General features: G+C 73.2%; 14 protein-coding genes and 2 pseudogenes. 7 read left to right on the top strand and 9 right to left on the bottom strand.

Going from position 1 to position 13,969, the window contains the following annotated elements; all coding sequences use genetic code 11:
* Both B124_RS35715 and xynA read left to right on the top strand, forming a co-directional pair.
* On the top strand, positions 1-1,604 hold a 1,604-nt coding region (locus tag B124_RS35715; RefSeq protein WP_496507185.1), incomplete at its 5' end, for an ABC transporter substrate-binding protein.
* A 263-nt stretch (positions 1,605-1,867) separates the two neighbouring features.
* A complete protein-coding gene (xynA, locus tag B124_RS35710) occupies positions 1,868-2,554 on the top strand; it encodes an endo-1,4-beta-xylanase XynA (protein WP_496507184.1) in 687 nt (228 codons plus the stop codon).
* Between the two features lie 87 nt (positions 2,555-2,641).
* On the opposite strand, the gene B124_RS35705 is transcribed toward xynA, so the two are convergent.
* A complete protein-coding gene (locus B124_RS35705) occupies positions 2,642-3,733 on the bottom strand; it encodes a glycoside hydrolase family 5 protein (RefSeq protein WP_496507183.1) in 1,092 nt (363 codons plus the stop codon).
* A 359-nt stretch (positions 3,734-4,092) separates the two neighbouring features.
* Here B124_RS35705 and B124_RS35700 point away from each other — a divergent pair, with 359 nt between their 5' ends.
* Positions 4,093-4,950: a peptidoglycan-binding domain-containing protein gene (locus tag B124_RS35700; protein ID WP_496507182.1), complete on the top strand. Its 858-nt coding sequence runs from the start codon at positions 4,093-4,095 to the stop codon at positions 4,948-4,950.
* Between the two features lie 16 nt (positions 4,951-4,966).
* On the opposite strand, the gene B124_RS35695 is transcribed toward B124_RS35700, so the two are convergent.
* Complete coding sequence (locus B124_RS35695) at positions 4,967-5,692, bottom strand: SGNH/GDSL hydrolase family protein (RefSeq protein ID WP_496507181.1); 726 nt, start codon at positions 5,690-5,692, stop codon at positions 4,967-4,969.
* A 288-nt stretch (positions 5,693-5,980) separates the two neighbouring features.
* Here B124_RS35695 and B124_RS35690 point away from each other — a divergent pair, with 288 nt between their 5' ends.
* Entirely contained in the window at positions 5,981-6,526 is a 546-nt protein-coding gene (locus B124_RS35690; RefSeq protein ID WP_496507187.1) for a SigE family RNA polymerase sigma factor, read from the top strand.
* Here the strand turns inward: B124_RS35690 and B124_RS35685 are convergent.
* Complete coding sequence (locus tag B124_RS35685) at positions 6,493-7,092, bottom strand: CGNR zinc finger domain-containing protein (RefSeq protein ID WP_496507180.1); 600 nt, start codon at positions 7,090-7,092, stop codon at positions 6,493-6,495. The genes B124_RS35690 and B124_RS35685 overlap by 34 nt on opposite strands.
* A gap of 85 nt (positions 7,093-7,177) precedes the next feature.
* On the opposite strand from B124_RS35685, the gene B124_RS35680 reads away from it, so the two are divergent.
* Positions 7,178-7,966 (top strand): MBL fold metallo-hydrolase, encoded by a 789-nt coding sequence (locus B124_RS35680; protein WP_496507179.1) that lies wholly within the window; start codon positions 7,178-7,180, stop codon positions 7,964-7,966.
* A gap of 266 nt (positions 7,967-8,232) precedes the next feature.
* Positions 8,233-9,567, top strand: coding sequence for an MFS transporter (locus B124_RS35675; protein WP_496507178.1), 1,335 nt, complete (start codon positions 8,233-8,235; stop codon positions 9,565-9,567).
* On the opposite strand, the gene B124_RS35670 is transcribed toward B124_RS35675, so the two are convergent.
* A complete protein-coding gene (locus B124_RS35670; protein WP_496507177.1) occupies positions 9,554-10,132 on the bottom strand; it encodes a TerD family protein in 579 nt (192 codons plus the stop codon). The two genes, B124_RS35675 and B124_RS35670, sit on opposite strands and share 14 nt — an antisense overlap.
* A 133-nt stretch (positions 10,133-10,265) precedes the next feature.
* Positions 10,266-10,532, bottom strand: a pseudogene (locus B124_RS35665) (EamA family transporter); the annotation flags it as partial.
* A 19-nt stretch (positions 10,533-10,551) separates the two neighbouring features.
* Between B124_RS35665 and B124_RS35660 the strand changes: the two are divergent.
* A pseudogene (locus tag B124_RS35660) lies at positions 10,552-10,797 on the top strand (PLP-dependent aminotransferase family protein); the annotation flags it as partial.
* 185 nt (positions 10,798-10,982) lie between these two features.
* Here B124_RS35660 and B124_RS35655 read toward each other — a convergent pair.
* From B124_RS35655 to B124_RS35640, 4 genes are all read right to left on the bottom strand, one after another.
* Positions 10,983-11,363, bottom strand: coding sequence for a hypothetical protein (locus tag B124_RS35655; protein ID WP_496507176.1), 381 nt, complete (start codon positions 11,361-11,363; stop codon positions 10,983-10,985).
* A 130-nt stretch (positions 11,364-11,493) separates the two neighbouring features.
* Positions 11,494-12,831 carry an ABC transporter substrate-binding protein gene (locus tag B124_RS35650; protein WP_496507175.1) on the bottom strand — a complete coding sequence of 446 codons (1,338 nt, stop codon included), beginning with the start codon at positions 12,829-12,831 and terminating at the stop codon, positions 11,494-11,496.
* A gap of 306 nt (positions 12,832-13,137) precedes the next feature.
* Entirely contained in the window at positions 13,138-13,416 is a 279-nt protein-coding gene (locus B124_RS35645; protein WP_496507186.1) for an SDR family oxidoreductase, read from the bottom strand.
* A gap of 84 nt (positions 13,417-13,500) precedes the next feature.
* Positions 13,501-13,969, bottom strand: a 469-nt coding sequence (locus B124_RS35640; RefSeq protein ID WP_496507174.1) for an RNA-guided endonuclease InsQ/TnpB family protein, incomplete at its 5' end; no start/stop codon positions are given.

Here is a 13,969-nt window from a genome sequence, read left to right as displayed (position 1 = left end):
CCGCCGCAGCCTCTCGTACCGCGGCGCATCGCGGCGGGCCGAGCACCGGCGGCCCGCAGTCCCCCGACGCACCAGCCACGGACCAGCCCGACGACCACAAGCCGCCCGCGGACACCCGGCCCGCCCCCGGCGCCGGGGGTCCGCCGCCCGGCGTGCGGGCCGCGGGCCGGCCTCGCGACCGTGCCCCGGGCCTCCCCGGGCCCGCTGCCGGCCCGCGTGACTGGCTGCCCTCCCCCGTGCTGCGGCTCGTTGCCGAGCGGTCGGCCCGCGCGCTCGACCCGCCGGCGCGGCAGACCGTGCCCGCCGACGCCGTACCGCCCGCCGACGCCGCGCCGCCCGCCGGGGTGGCCACCACCGCGGCCCCGGCGCCCGGCCGGAGCGGGTCCACCCGGCGCCGGTTCTTCGTCGTCGGCGGGTCCGCCGCCGCCGTGCTCGCCGCCTCGGGGGCCGGGGCGGCGGCGCTCTTCGCCACCCGCGGCGGCACCGAGGACGGCGGCGGTGCCTCGCGGCAACTGCCCACCCACGTCATCGCCTTGCACGCCGCCCTGACGGGTGAGCAGAAGGAGACCGGCATCGCCCATGAGCGCGGCGCCCGGCTCGCCGTGGCGCGGCACAACGCCCGCGACGACGCCCGCTTCCGGCTCTCCCTCGTCCCGTACGACGACCGCGGCGACGCCGATAGGGCACGGGACGTGGTGCGCCGGGTGCTGCGCGAGCGCTCCGTCCGTGCGGTGCTCGGCCCGACGACGGTCGAGACCCTGCGTGCCGCGGTGCCGCTGTACGGGGAGGAGTCGATGCCGGCCGTGGACGTGTCGGTCGACTTCGACGCGGCCGGGGTGTCCACGACCGACGTCCGGTCGCTCATCACCACCAGGCTCGCGGGCGGCTACCACCTGCACCCGGTCCTCGACTACCTGACCCGGGTGCGGGGCGTGGCGCGCACCGCCGTCGTGGAGGACCGGGCCGCGGGAGACGCGCTCCGGGGCGTCGTGAACGGCCTGCGCGAATCGCCGCCCGGGGAGGGCGAGCTCGACGTCCATCCGGTGGCGGCCTCGGCCGGATTCGCCCCGGCCGTCGCCGCGGCACTGGCGGGGCGGCCGGAGGCCGTCGTCTACGCGGGCGCCTCCGCGCAGCGCGCGGCGGCGTGCGCACGCGCGCTCGCCGAGGCCGGTTTCGACGGTCCGCGGGCGTCGTTCGAGCCGTTGATGCGGCAGGCGTTCCTCCGCGAGGCGGGCGCCGCGGCCGAGGGCTGGGTGTTCACCGCGCCGTACACGTCGGCGCGGGAGGCGAAGTCCGATGCGGCCCGCGCCTTCAGCGCCGCGTACCGCGAGCGCTACGACGGACCGCCGCCCCGCTGGGCTGCCGAGTCGTACGACGCCGTGGGCCTGATCGCCGCCGCTCTCGACGCGCTCGGCGGCGGCCCCGACCTCGTACCCGGACAGGTCGCGGAACGTATCGTCACGGTGAGCCACAAGGGCGTCGCCAAGCCGCTCGGTTTCACCCGCAACCTGCTGCACACGCTCCGCCCCGAGGGGGCGGCGTTCCTGTACGAGGTCCGGGACGGAGCGTTCCGCTTCCTCGGCCGCCACGACCAGGTCACGTGATCAAGCGAAACTTTCGCCGATACGGTCCGGAAATCTGATCTCTGCAATACGCCACTCACGAGCACGCGTTACCCCATCCTCACCTGCAACGCCTTGAGCTGCATTGATACTTGTCGACCTCGCTATGCCGGCGTAGTAATGTTTCGGAATCATCGCCGAAACTGTTGACACCTCCTCCCGGCAGTCCAACACTGACGCACGACCCTTCGGCGCCACCCTGGCCCAGCGGCAGGCACCCCCGTCTGCCGCCTCGAGGAGGAAGAATGAACACGAACGGCACCCCCCACGGCGTAAGCCGCCGGCAGTTCTTCGGCCGCGCCGGCGCAGTCGCCCTCGGCGCCTCCGCGGCGACGCTCCTGCCCGCCGGCGTCGCGCACGCCGAGACGATCACGACCAACCAGGAGGGCACCCACAACGGGTACTACTACTCGTTCTGGACCGACTCGCAGGGCACCATCTCGATGGACCTCAACAGCGGCGGCAACTACAGCACCTCGTGGCGCAACACCGGCAACTTCGTCTGCGGCAAGGGCTGGAGCAACGGCAGCCGCCGCAGCGTCGGCTACTCCGGCAGCTTCAACCCGTCCGGCAACGGCTACCTCTGCCTCTACGGCTGGACCTCGAACCCGCTCGTCGAGTACTACATCGTCGACAGCTACGGCACCTACCGGCCCACCGGCGAGAACCGGGGCTCGGTCAGCAGCGACGGCGTCACGTACGACATCTACCACACGATGCGCTACAACGCCCCGTCGGTCGAGGGCACCAGGACCTTCCCGCAGTACTGGAGCGTCAACAGGTCCAAGCGGGTGGGCGGCACGATCAACACCGGCACCCACTTCGACGCCTGGTCGCGGGCCGGGATGAACCTCGGCGACTTCCGCTACTACATGATCATGGCCACCGAGGGCTACCAGAGCAGCGGGAACTCCAACATCAGCGTCGGCTGACGGCCCGGCACGGGTCGGCTCAGGGGGAAGAGAGCCGCGGGACCGGCCCCACCGGGCCGGTCCCGCGGTCGTTGCGCGCTCGCGCGCTCACTCCTTGACGCGCTCCCGTATCCAGACCCCGGCCTCCTTGAGCACGCCGGTGCCCGTCCACTCGTTCCCGTCGCAGGTGCCCTCCTTGAACACCGCGCCCGAGCGGAAGTCGTCGGAGAAGTTCCAGTTGGTCCAGGAGATGCCCTTCTCCGCCATGAGGTCCAGGTACCGCTGCGACATCGCGAAGTCGTTCGCACTCTCGCCCGCGTAGTCCTGGGTGCCGAACTCGGTCACGAACACCGGGAGTTCGTCCGCGGCGCGGGAGAGCGTCTCCAGGTACTCGTCCCCGTGCGAGGCGGCGTAGAAGTGGAAGGTGTACATGATGTTGTCGGCTTCGACCGGGTTGTCGATCACCTCACGCTCGTCCGCGCCGTCGGACACGCCGAAGGAGGACCAGGCGCGGGTCCCGACGAGGACGACGCCGTCGGGGTCGTGCTCCCTGACGACGGGGATGATCTCCTCGGCGTACGACTTGACGGCTCCCCAGCCGACGCCGTTGGGTTCGTTGGCTATCTCGTAGAAGACGCCTGGCTGGTCGGCGTACTTGGTCGCCATGTCGGTGAAGAAGCGCTTGGCGAGGTCGGTGTTGGCGTTGGGGTCGCCGGGGCTGAGCATGTGCCAGTCGATGACGACGTACATGCCGCGGTCGATCGCCTGGTCGACGACGCGCTGGGCGAGGGCGGTGAACCGCTCGGGGTCGGTCTCGTAGCCGTCTTCCTGGACGTACGTGGACACGCGCAGCACGTCCGCGTCCCAGTCCTGCGCCAGCGCGTCGAGGGAGCCGTCGGTGAGGCACTGCTCGTACCACTGGGTACCGTGCGAGCTCATGCCGTTCAACTGGACGGCCTGGCCCTCCTCGTTGCAGAGCGTGGTGTCGCAGACCGCCAGCCGGCCGTTCTCGGCGACGGCCGAGCCCGCCGGGGCGGCGGCACGGGCGGCGGCCTGGGGCGCGGTGGTGCCGGGCGTACCGCGGCCGGTCGCGGCGGAGTCCTCTTCGGCTCCGGAGCTGAGCTGCGGGGTGAGGGCGAACAGCAGCGCGGCGGTCGCGACGCTGGCGGAACCGAGCAGGAGGGGCTTGGTCCTTCGCATGGGGGGTCTCCAGATTCGGGGGTGTGCCATCCGCAGCGCGGATGGGCATGGCCGGAAAGCTAAGGCCCCATTCCGCAGCCCGTCAAGACTGGAAGGAAACTTTCCTAACTACTTTCTGGGAACGGGCCGTTGGCCGTCTCCACGAGCGAATCGGCCGCGCGGACCCCCACCTGCTTGCATAATCGTCGGCATCGAACTGGAGGGGAACGCCAGTGCCATCCGACGGATGTCCGCGGTGCTTCGCACCGCTCAAGGAGGACGGCAGGCCGAGTTGTGCGTGTGCGGGGGACGCGGCGCAGGAATCGGATTCGCCGACGACCGGGGAGCGGACCGAGCCGCGACTGATCAGACCGTACGTCATGCGGGCGGCCGGGGCCGACGGCGAGCAGGACGCGGACGACGGGAGCGAACAGGGGCCCGGGACCGATCTGCTGCCGGTGCCGCGTGCCGCGCTGCTGCCGCAGGCGGCGCCGCGGGGCACCCTCGCGCGCACCGTGGACACGGAACCGGAGCCCGGCGCCACCGAGACGGTCTCGGCCGGCGGCGGGCGGCGGGCGCGGCCCAGCGGGCTGCTCCTCCTGGCCGGCGGGGCGGCGGCGGTGATCGCCGGACTGATCGTCACCGCCGGGCTGCTGACCGGCGGTTCACAGTCGGACGACGCGGGTCACGGCCCGGCCGGGGCCAGCGCGGGTCCGTCCGGCGGCGGCGCGGCGGACGGCGGCCCGCTCGGCGGCGGCGACGCGGACGGCGCACCGGTGGACGGCGGGGGCGCGCAGCCCGGCGACCGCGCCGGCCGCGACCGCGGCGGCGAGGGGTACGCGCCCCCGGACGGGCGGCAGGCGGCCGGCGGCGACGGGGCCGGCGTCCCCGCGCCGGGGCGCGCGAACGGGCAGATCGGCTCGATCGCCCCCACGGACCCGCCCGCCGACGGGGCGCCGACGACGTCGCCGTCCTCCTCCCCCACCGGCGACGCCCCCGTCCCCACCGACCCGCCCGTGCTGGCCCCCGGCGGCTCCGGGCCCGAGGTGACCGAGCTGCAGCACCGGCTGCGCCAGGTCGGTCTTGGCCTGCTCCAGCCGGCGGACGGCGCGTACGACGACGGTGTACGCACCAGCGTGCGCACCTTCCAGACGGTCAACGGCCTGGAGAAGGACGAGCGCGGCGTCTACGGCCCGGAGACCCGGCGCGCGCTGGAGTCGCGTACGGACGAGCCCTGAGCCCGCGCGCCCCGGCCTACCCGCCCGCGGTGAGGTACGGGGTGAGCGCGGGATACCAGCGGTCCGCGATCTTCTGGTCGCCGGCGGCGTTGGGGTGCACGCCGTCGTAGGTGTCGGCCGCGGTGTCGAAACCGGTCGACTGGTCGACCACGACGACCGGCGACTCGGCCGTGCCGACGTCCGCCGCCCAGCCGGGGATCAGCGCGTTGAGCGCCTCCGCCCGGGCCCCGCACTCTCCGCACGTGGGCGGGTTCATCGGAATGATCTGGGCGACCAGCACCGCCATCTGCGGGTTGTCGGCGCGCATCTGCGTCACGAGCGTGGTGTACGCGTCCAGGATCCGCTCCGGCGCGATGCTGCTCCACACGTCGTTGGTGCCGAAGTGCATGAGGACGACGTCGGGGTGGGTGGCGTCGAGCCAGCCGGGGAGCATGTTCTGCGCGGCGACGTTGGTGACCAGGTAGCCGCCGTGGCCCTCGTTGTCGCCGTCGTAGTCCTGGCCGCAGCCCTGCGGGCCGAGCGTGCCGACGAAGTCGACGGCCGTGTAGCCGTCGTCCTGCAGTTGGTTCCAGAGCACCGAGCGCCAGCAGCCGGGCGAGCCTGTGATGGAGTCGCCGAGCGGCATGACCCGCACCGGCTCGGCCGCGGCGGCGCCGGGCGGGCGGCCGAGGAGCAGCCCGGTGGCCAGCGCGAGCGCGGCCACGAGCGGCCACAGGATCCGTGCTCTCGTCGGGTGTCGCACCGCGGGTCCTCCTTGTCGCTCCGTACGCCCCCGGGAAGATGGGAGCGCTCCCAACTCCCCATCAATGCACGCCTGTTGCGCACACGTCAACAGGCTGGGCGCCGTCGCACCGCTGGGGCCGGCACAGCCCGGCCGCCCTCCTTCCCGGGCGGGAGGGGAGGCGTGCGGCTGCGGTTGCCGCGGGGGTTGCCGCCGGAGTCACCCTGCCTTAGATTGCGTTCACCATCTTGAACGATGGCTGACGACGTGAACAGGGGCCTGGAGACGCGAGGGCGAGGAGAGGCCATCGTGGGCATACCCAGTGCCGGTCACGACGCCGAGGCGACCGCGGAGTTCCGCGAGTTCTTCGAGCACCACTACGTCGAACTCGCCCGCCTGGCGAACTCGTTGAGCGGTGAGGCGGACGGCGCGGACGACGTGGCGGCCGACGCGCTGGTGGCGCTCTGGCACCGCTGGGACCGGGTACGCGCCGCCGACCACCCGGCCGCGTACGCCCGCGGGGTCGTCGCCAACCTCGTCCGCAGCCGCATCCGCAGCGCCGTGCGCGAGCGCCGCCGCATCGCCCTGTACTGGACCGGCAGCCACGAGCGCGTGGACGACCCGGACGTGCCGGCGGTCGTGGACGTACGCGCGGCGCTGCGCGGCCTGACCTTCCGCAAGCGCGCCTGCGTCGTGCTGCGCCACGCCTTCGACCTCTCCGAACGGGAGACGGCGTACACCCTGGGCATCTCGGTGGGCACCGTCAAGAGCCAGACCGCCAAGGGCGTGGCCCAACTGGAGGAGGCGCTCGGCGGCGGTGCTCAGCCGGCGCTCGGCCGGGTGCGCCGGGCGTAGGCGCGGGCGGCGCGCGCCCGGTCGCCGCAGCGGGTGGAGCACCAGTGGCGGCGGCCGTGGCGCAGCAGGAACCGGTTGCAGGGGCTGGAGCCGCACGGGGTGAGGCGTTCGGCGTCGGGGCCGGTCAGCAGGTCGGCGGCGTCGGCGGCGAGGACCGCGAGCGCGCGGTCGAGGATCTCGTTGGTGGGGCACGGCGCGGCGCGGTACGGGCCGTTCTTCTCGTCCCAGTACAGCAGCGCGGCCGTGGGCGCGCGGCTCAGCGCGTCGTTGACGGCGGCCAGCGCCGCCGGCAGGGCGGGCAGCCCGTCGGCGCGGGCGGCGAACAGCACCCGCACGTGCTCGCGCAGCGAGCGCAGTTGCGCCGCGCACATCTCCCGGATCCCGGCGTCGGGCGGCGCGAGGCCGTGCCCGGTGAGCCAGTGGTTCGCGCCGGCGGGCGTGCCGAGGAGGTCGGTGAAGTGCCCTCCGGGCAGCGCCATGGCGCTGTTGACGAAGTCGAGCGAGGGATAGTCCACCGCTCCGGGCGCGGGGGTGGCGGTGAAGTCGCCGGTGGGGCTCTCGGGCATACGTCTCATGGTAAGGGTTGCCGTCATCCGTGAGATGGGGCTAGGGTCACTCACGGATAACCACCTAGCCATCCGTGAGGTTTTCATGGCCGGAGCCGGCACGACCGCCGAGCAGTTCCCCGTACGCGTCTTCGGCGGCCCCACCGCCCTCTTCGAGTACGGCGGTCTGCGCTTCCTGACCGATCCCACCTTCGACCAGCCCCGCTACTACGACCTGCCGGGCCGGGGGCTCACCAAGACCGCACCACCCGCGGCGGCACCGGCGGAGCTGGGCCGTATCGACGTGGTCCTGCTCTCCCACGACGAGCACCCCGACAACCTCGACATCGCCGGCCGGGCGCTGCTCGCGGACGTCCCGCTGACGCTGACCACGCCGGGCGGCGGCAAGCGGCTGGGCGGGCAGGCCCGGGGGCTGGCCGACTGGGAGGCCGTCGAGCTGGACCGGCCCGGCGGCGGCACGGTCACGGTCACCGCCGTGCCCGCCGTGCACGGGCCGGAGCCGCGCCCGGCGGTGGAGGCGGCGATCGGCCAGGTCGTCGGCTTCGTGCTCACCGGCGAGGGGCTGCCCGTCGTCTACGTCAGCGGCGACAACGCCTCCACGGCGGCGGTCACGGAGACGGCCGAGCGGTTCGGGCCGGTGGACACGGCGATCCTGTTCGCCGGTGCGCCGCGCGTCCCGGTCCTCTTCGGCGGCGAGCCGCTGGTCCTGGACAGCGCGCAGGCGGCCGACGCCGCCCGGGTCCTCGGCGCCCGCCGGGTGGTCCCTGTCCACTACGACAGTTGGTCGCACTTCACCGAGGGCCGCGATGCGCTGGCCGCCGCCTTCGAGGCTGCCGGGGTGCAGGACCGGCTCGACTGGGGGCTGCGGGGCTGACCCGCCCACCGTCCGGCCGGGACCGCTCCCGGCCGGACGGTCACCGCGCGCCCGAAGCCTGCCCGGCCTTCGGGTCATCGCCTTCCTCCCATGCCCACGGGCCGCCCCCCGGCCAACCCACAGCCGATCCGCGCCCGCAGCCGTCTCCGCTGGTCATGAGCGTCAATGGGTACCCCGCGCGCCCTGCGGCCACAGGCCGCCACGTACCGTCTGCGCCGTACGGCCGTCCCGCGCCCCCGGCGCGATTGTGAGAGAAGGAACCCCAGGTGACCACGACCGCGCCCGCCCGGCCCGCCGACACCACGCGGGCCCGCGCGCAACGCCGTGCCCTGACCGTCCTGTTCACCGCCCAGGTGCTCAGCGGCGCCGGCCTGGCCGCGGGGGTGGTCAACGGCGCGCTCCTCGCGCAGGACATGCTCGGCTCCACCGGCCTGGCCGGGCTGCTCGGTGCGCTGGCCACCGCCGGGGCCGCGCTGGCGGCGGCCGTCGTGGGCCGGCTCTCCGACGCGTACGGCCGCCGCCCGGGGCTGGCCGCCGGGTATCTGACCGGCGCCGTCGGCAGCGCGGGCGTCGTCGCGGCGGCGGTCGCGGGCAGCTCGGTGCTGCTGTTCGCGGCGATGGTCGTCTACGGCGCGGGCACCGCCACCAACCTCCTGGCCCGCTACGCGGGCGCCGATCTCGCGGCGCCCGCGTACCGTGCCCGCGCCGTGTCCACCGTGCTCGTCGCCACCACGCTGGGCGGGGTGGCCGGCCCCAACCTGGCCGTGCCCGCGGGTGACCTGGGCGCCGCGCTCGGCGTCCCCCGGCTCACCGGACTGTTCCTGATCTCGGCCGCCGCATACGGCGCCGCCGCTGTGGTGCTGGCGGTGTGGCTGCGCCCCGACCCGCTGCTGCTGGCACGCGAACTCGACGCGGCCGAGGACGCCGCCTCACCGCCCGCGGCGGCGGACGCGGAAGCGGCGGGACCAGGTACAAGGACAGGGGCTGGGCCAGGGCCAGGGGCAGGGGCAGGGGCCGAGCGGGCGTCCGGCCGGCGCAGTCCCGGCGTGCTGCCGGGGGCGCTGGTCATGGTGGTCACCCAGCTCGTCATGGTCGCGCTCATGACGATGACACCGGTCCACATGCACGACCACGGCCACGGCACCGCCGCCTCCGGCCTGGTCATCGCCGTCCACATCGGCGCGATGTACCTGCCGGCGCCGCTGTCCGGCTGGCTCGTGGACCGCCGCGGGCCGCTCGTCACCGCCGTCGCCGCGGGACTCGCCATGCTGGCCGCGGGGGTGGTCGCGGCCACCACCGCCGAATCCACCGCCGTGTTCGCGGTGGCGCTCGGGCTGCTCGGGGTGGGCTGGAGCCTGGGGCTCGTCAGCGGTACGGCGATGGTCACCAACGCCGTACCGCCGGCCACCCGGGCCCGTACCCAGGGCCTGGTCGACGTGGCGATCTCGGCCGCGGGCGCCGGCGGCGGCCTGGCATCGGGGGCTGTGGTCGCCACCGCCGGCTATCCGCTGCTGACGATAGGCGGCGGCATCCTCGCGCTGGCCGTCGTGCCCGCGGCCGTCGCCGCGGCCGGGACGGCCAACGCGGTCAGCCGACGTTGACGCCGTAGTCGGTGGCGATGCCGTGCAGGCCCGAGGCGTACCCCTGGCCGACGGCGCGGAACTTCCACTCGCCGGCGCGGCGGTACAGCTCGCCGAAGACCATCGCGGTCTCGGTCGAGGCGTCCTCGCTCAGGTCGAAGCGGACCAGTTCGACACCGTCGCTCTGGTTGACCACCCGGATGAAGGCGTTGCTGACCTGGCCGAAGTTCTGCCCGCGCAGATCGGCGTCGTGGATGGACACCGGGAAGACGATCTTCTCGACCTCCGGCGGGACCAGGCTGAGGTCCACGTTGATCGACTCGTCGTCGCCGTCGCCCTCGCCGGTGAGGTTGTCGCCGGTGTGCTCGACCGAACCGTCCGGGCTGGTGAGGTTGTTGTAGAAGACGAAGTGCAGGTCGGACAGCACCTTCCCGGACGCTCCGCACATCAGCGCCGAGGCGTCGAGGTCATGGGCCGCACCTGTTGTGGTGCGGACATCCCAGCCGAGCCCGACGGTCACGGCCGTCAGCCCCGGTGCCTCCTTGCTGAGTGAGACATTGCCGCCCTTGGCCAGGGAAACTCCCACGATCACCCCTCCGCTCTGCCGTCCCCCTGCCACCCTACAGGCGGCCCGCGCACGTCCCAACGGCTTCTGCCGTACGCCGTACGGGACACCGCTCGGGGCGTACCGGCGCGAGGAGCCGTCAGGCGCGGGCCCTTTAGGGGACGGCGATGCAGGCCAGGACGATCACCGCGGTCACCGGGGCGGGCGGGGCGAGGTGTTCGCCCATCAGCAGGACCGACCAGAGCAGGGTGAGCAGGGGTTGGGCGAACTGGATCCGGCTGGCCCGCGGCACCCCGACGGCGGCCATGCCGCGGTACCAGACGACGAACCCGCCGAACTGCGACACCGCCGCGATGTACGCAAGGCCCACCGCCGCGCGCGCCGTCAGCCGCACCGGCTCCTGCGGCAGCGCCGCCGTCGCCCGCGCGGCGGGGCTGCGGCCGGTGCCAGTGCCGCTCGACGCCGACGACCCGGACGGCGTGGTGGTGCACGTCCGTTCGCTGACCAAGGCCGCCTCCCCCAGCCTGCGCATCGGGGCCCTGTCGGCGCGCGGGCCGGTGCTGGAACGGCTGCGCGCGGTCCAGGTCGTCGACAGCCTCTTCGTGCCCCGGCCACTGCAGGAGACCGCGCTCGAACTCGTCGGCTCCCCCGCCTGGGCGGCCCATCTGCGGACGCTCGCCGGCGAGCGCGTAGACGGTGGGCGTGCCGGCGTTGTTGGAGACGGAGGTGAAGTAGTCGGGGTGGACGATGCCGTGGTTCACGACGGTGCCGTCCTCGGCCATGTTCGACCCGTTCAGCCAGTCGCGCACCCGCTTGCCGTTGAGCCAGGCGTTGTTGTGCAGGTCGCTGGGCGTGGCGTACGAGGAGACCATCAGCTCCAGCGCTTGTCCCGCCAGCGCGGCTGGCGCGGGTGGTCCGGCATCATCGACACGGCGAGGTTCAGGAACGCGGCGTTCCAGGCATTCTCCTCGGCCTTCGTGTCGCCGGGGGTGAGCACGGCGCCGTCGCGGTCGCGGTCGTACGGCACCTCGTAGTCGAGGAAGACGTCGGCCTCGGACTCGATCATCCGCGCCAACTGCTCCTGGTCGGCGGCGGGCAGGTCGTCCCAGAGCAGCCGGCCGGCGAACGCGGTGTAGTACGCCCACAGCGCGCTCTGCCGGTGCGGACCCCAGCCGCCGGGGCCGCTGTTGGCGTTGTGGCGGTGGGCGATGGAGCGGATACTCCATTCACCATACGAAAATGTGTCGCACATCCTGGATGCCGTCAAGCACCGGTGGCGGACGAGCAGTTGGATGCGTCGACCGGCCGGGCCTCCGGCGCGCATACGCCGAAGGCCCGGCCGGCGGCTCCGTGACGCGGGAGCAGGGAACGCAACCGCCGTCTCAGCGGTCCAGCAGCTCGTCGATCTTCCGCTCCGCCGCCTGCCACGCCTGCGGCGGCGTCAGCCTCTGCTGCTCGACCGGCAGGATGCCCTCGTCGGTGATCTGCTGCTGGATCGGCTGGTCCTTCGCGCCGAGTTCGAGGGTCGGGATGCTCTTCGCGGCGATGGAGAAGATCTCGCCGGTCGGCGCGTCGTTGAAGTACGGGTGCGTGGCGTCCGCGACCTGCGGCAGGTCGTACGCCGCCTGCGAGCTGGGGAAGCTCGCCCGCTTCTCGAACAGTCGGGCCTGCTGCTCGGGCGCGGTCAGCCAGGCCGCGAGCTGCGCCGCCGCCTCCTTGTTCTCGCCGGCCTCGGGGACGGTGAGGAACGAGCCGCCCCAGTTGGCGGGCTTGGGCGCGGCGGCGATGTCCCACTTGTCCGCGGCCTGAGGGCCCGCCTTCTCCTGTATGTAACCCAGCATCCAGGACGGGCAGATGACGGTGGCGAAGCCGGCCTCGGCGAAGCCCTCGTCCCACGCGGGGGTGAACTGCTTGAGCCGCGCCGTCATCTTCCCCTGCGCGGCCTGCATCGCCAGGTCCCAGGAGATCTCGACGGCGGGGCTGTCCTTGTAGATGGCCTCGCCCTCGCGGCCGAAGTAGCGGACGGGGAAGCTGCTGATCGAGCCGTTGTAGACGCCGGCGGCCGAGTCGACGAACGCGGTGCCGGCGGGGGCGTTCGCCATGTAGTCCGCGCCGACGCCGAGGTACTTCTCCCAGTCGGAGAACCACAGCGCGGCGACCTTCTCCCGGTCGGTCGGCAGCCCGGCGGCGCGGAAGAGGTCCTTGCGGTAGCAGACGGCCATGGGGCCGATGTCGGTGCCGAGGCCGACGGTCTTGTTCTCGTCGGTCGTCGCCTGGTCCCACTTCCAGGGCAGGAACGCGCCCTCGTCGACACCGGTCGCCGTGCCGAGGTCCATCAGCAGGTCGGAGCGGGTGGAGACGACCTCGCTGATGTTGCCGACCTCGACGGCCTGGATGTCGGCGAGGCCCTGGCCGGAGTCGAGGGCCTCGCGAAGTTGCGGGTAGTACTCCTCGTTGTTGGGTGCGGCGGTCTCCTCGATGGTGACCTCAGGGTGCAGTTTCTCGTACTCGTCGTAGAGCCCGGCCTCCTCGAAGCCGAAGACGCCGAAGACGCCGACGGTCAGCGTGACGGGCCCGCCGTCGCCGGCTGAGCCGCCGCCGTCCGGTGCCGCCGTCGACGAGCCGTCGTCGAGCAGGGCGCAGCCGGCGAGGAGGCCGGCGGCCAGCGCCGCGGCGAGGGCGCGGAACGTGCGTCTGTTGGTGCGTGATCTTGCAGGCATGTGACTCCCCCCGGAGCTGCCGCGCCCCCTTCCCGTTGACGGGGTGCGGCCTGGGGTTGGGAGCGTAGCGTGGGAGCGCTCCCGCCCACATCCCGTCTGCGCAGCACAGTCATCACGAGGCGGTCACGCTCTCGAGAGAATATACAGACCGGTCTAGTCGTTGGCGCATGTCGGCCAAGGGGGAACAGACCGGGGCGCGCGGCTCGTCGGCGCCGCGCGCACGCTCCCGGAGGCGCGGGGTTGCCACGGCACGGGCCTCAACGACGTCATCGGCCTCACCCGCGCCCAGGCCCGCGCGCGTCAGCGTTAGTCCACGATCGCGCCGCAGGTGATGTTCAGCTCCGACGCCGTGACCGACGCGGCCCGGTCCAAGGCCGCGAACGCGGCGGCGTTGCCCACGTCTTCGAGCGTCGCCGTGCGGCCCAGCATCGTCGGCTCCACGAGCGAGGCGACCAGCGCCTCGCGGGCCTCGAAGCCGTCGGGGATCGTCTCGGGGATCCCGCCGGTCTTCAGGCCGACGACGCGCACGCCGTGCGGGCCCAGTTCGGCGGCGAGCTGCTTGCGCAGCATGTCCACGGCGCTCAGCGCGACCTGGAAGCCGCCAATGAATTGACTTGCGCCTCGGGGTTGAAGCCCGAGGTTCCGGCCTTCTCGATCGTTGCTGTGCCGCTACGCGGCACGGGATTCGGTCGGGAATCCGTGGCTTCCTGTTTCTTCGCGCTGTGCCGGGATTGCTCCTGGTCTTACCGGCGCTCCGCAGGCCGATGCCGCCAGTCCGGCGGCCGTCTTCACGTTGATCGCGGCGTTGATGTCCCGGTCGTGGACGGTGCCGCAGGCGGTACAGGTCCATTCCCGGACGTTCAGGGGTTTGGGGCCGTCCACGGCGCCGCAGGTGGAGCAGGTCTGGGAGGTCGGCTCGAACCGGCCGATCCTGACCAGTGTGCGGCCGTACCGCTCTGCTTTGTACTCCAGCATGCTGATGAACGATGACCATCCGGCGTCGTGCACGGACTTGGCCAGCTTCGTGCGGGCCAGTCCCGCCACCGACAGGTCCTCCACCGCGATCCCTTGGTTCTCGGAGATCAGCTTCGTGGAGAGCTGGTGGTGGAACTCGCGGCGTGCGTCGGTGACCTCGGCG

The organism is Streptomyces sp. CNP082 (genome assembly GCF_059570535.1).
Note: the sequence above shows the minus strand (reverse complement) of the source record. Positions and strands in the feature narration are given on the sequence as shown.

What these genes read in the sequence shown, in the direction of transcription:
- B124_RS35655 (WP_496507176.1), bottom strand. Translation starts at nt 11,363, where the DNA reads ATGTGCGACACATTTTCGTATGGTGAATGGAGTATCCGCTCCATCGCC.
- B124_RS35680 (WP_496507179.1), top strand. Translation starts at nt 7,178, where the DNA reads ATGGCCGGAGCCGGCACGACCGCCGAGCAGTTCCCCGTACGCGTCTTC.
- B124_RS35705 (WP_496507183.1), bottom strand. Translation starts at nt 3,733, where the DNA reads ATGCGAAGGACCAAGCCCCTCCTGCTCGGTTCCGCCAGCGTCGCGACC.
- B124_RS35650 (WP_496507175.1), bottom strand. Translation starts at nt 12,831, where the DNA reads ATGCCTGCAAGATCACGCACCAACAGACGCACGTTCCGCGCCCTCGCC.
- B124_RS35700 (WP_496507182.1), top strand. Translation starts at nt 4,093, where the DNA reads ATGCGGGCGGCCGGGGCCGACGGCGAGCAGGACGCGGACGACGGGAGC.
- B124_RS35685 (WP_496507180.1), bottom strand. Translation starts at nt 7,092, where the DNA reads ATGCCCGAGAGCCCCACCGGCGACTTCACCGCCACCCCCGCGCCCGGA.
- xynA (WP_496507184.1), top strand. Translation starts at nt 1,868, where the DNA reads ATGAACACGAACGGCACCCCCCACGGCGTAAGCCGCCGGCAGTTCTTC.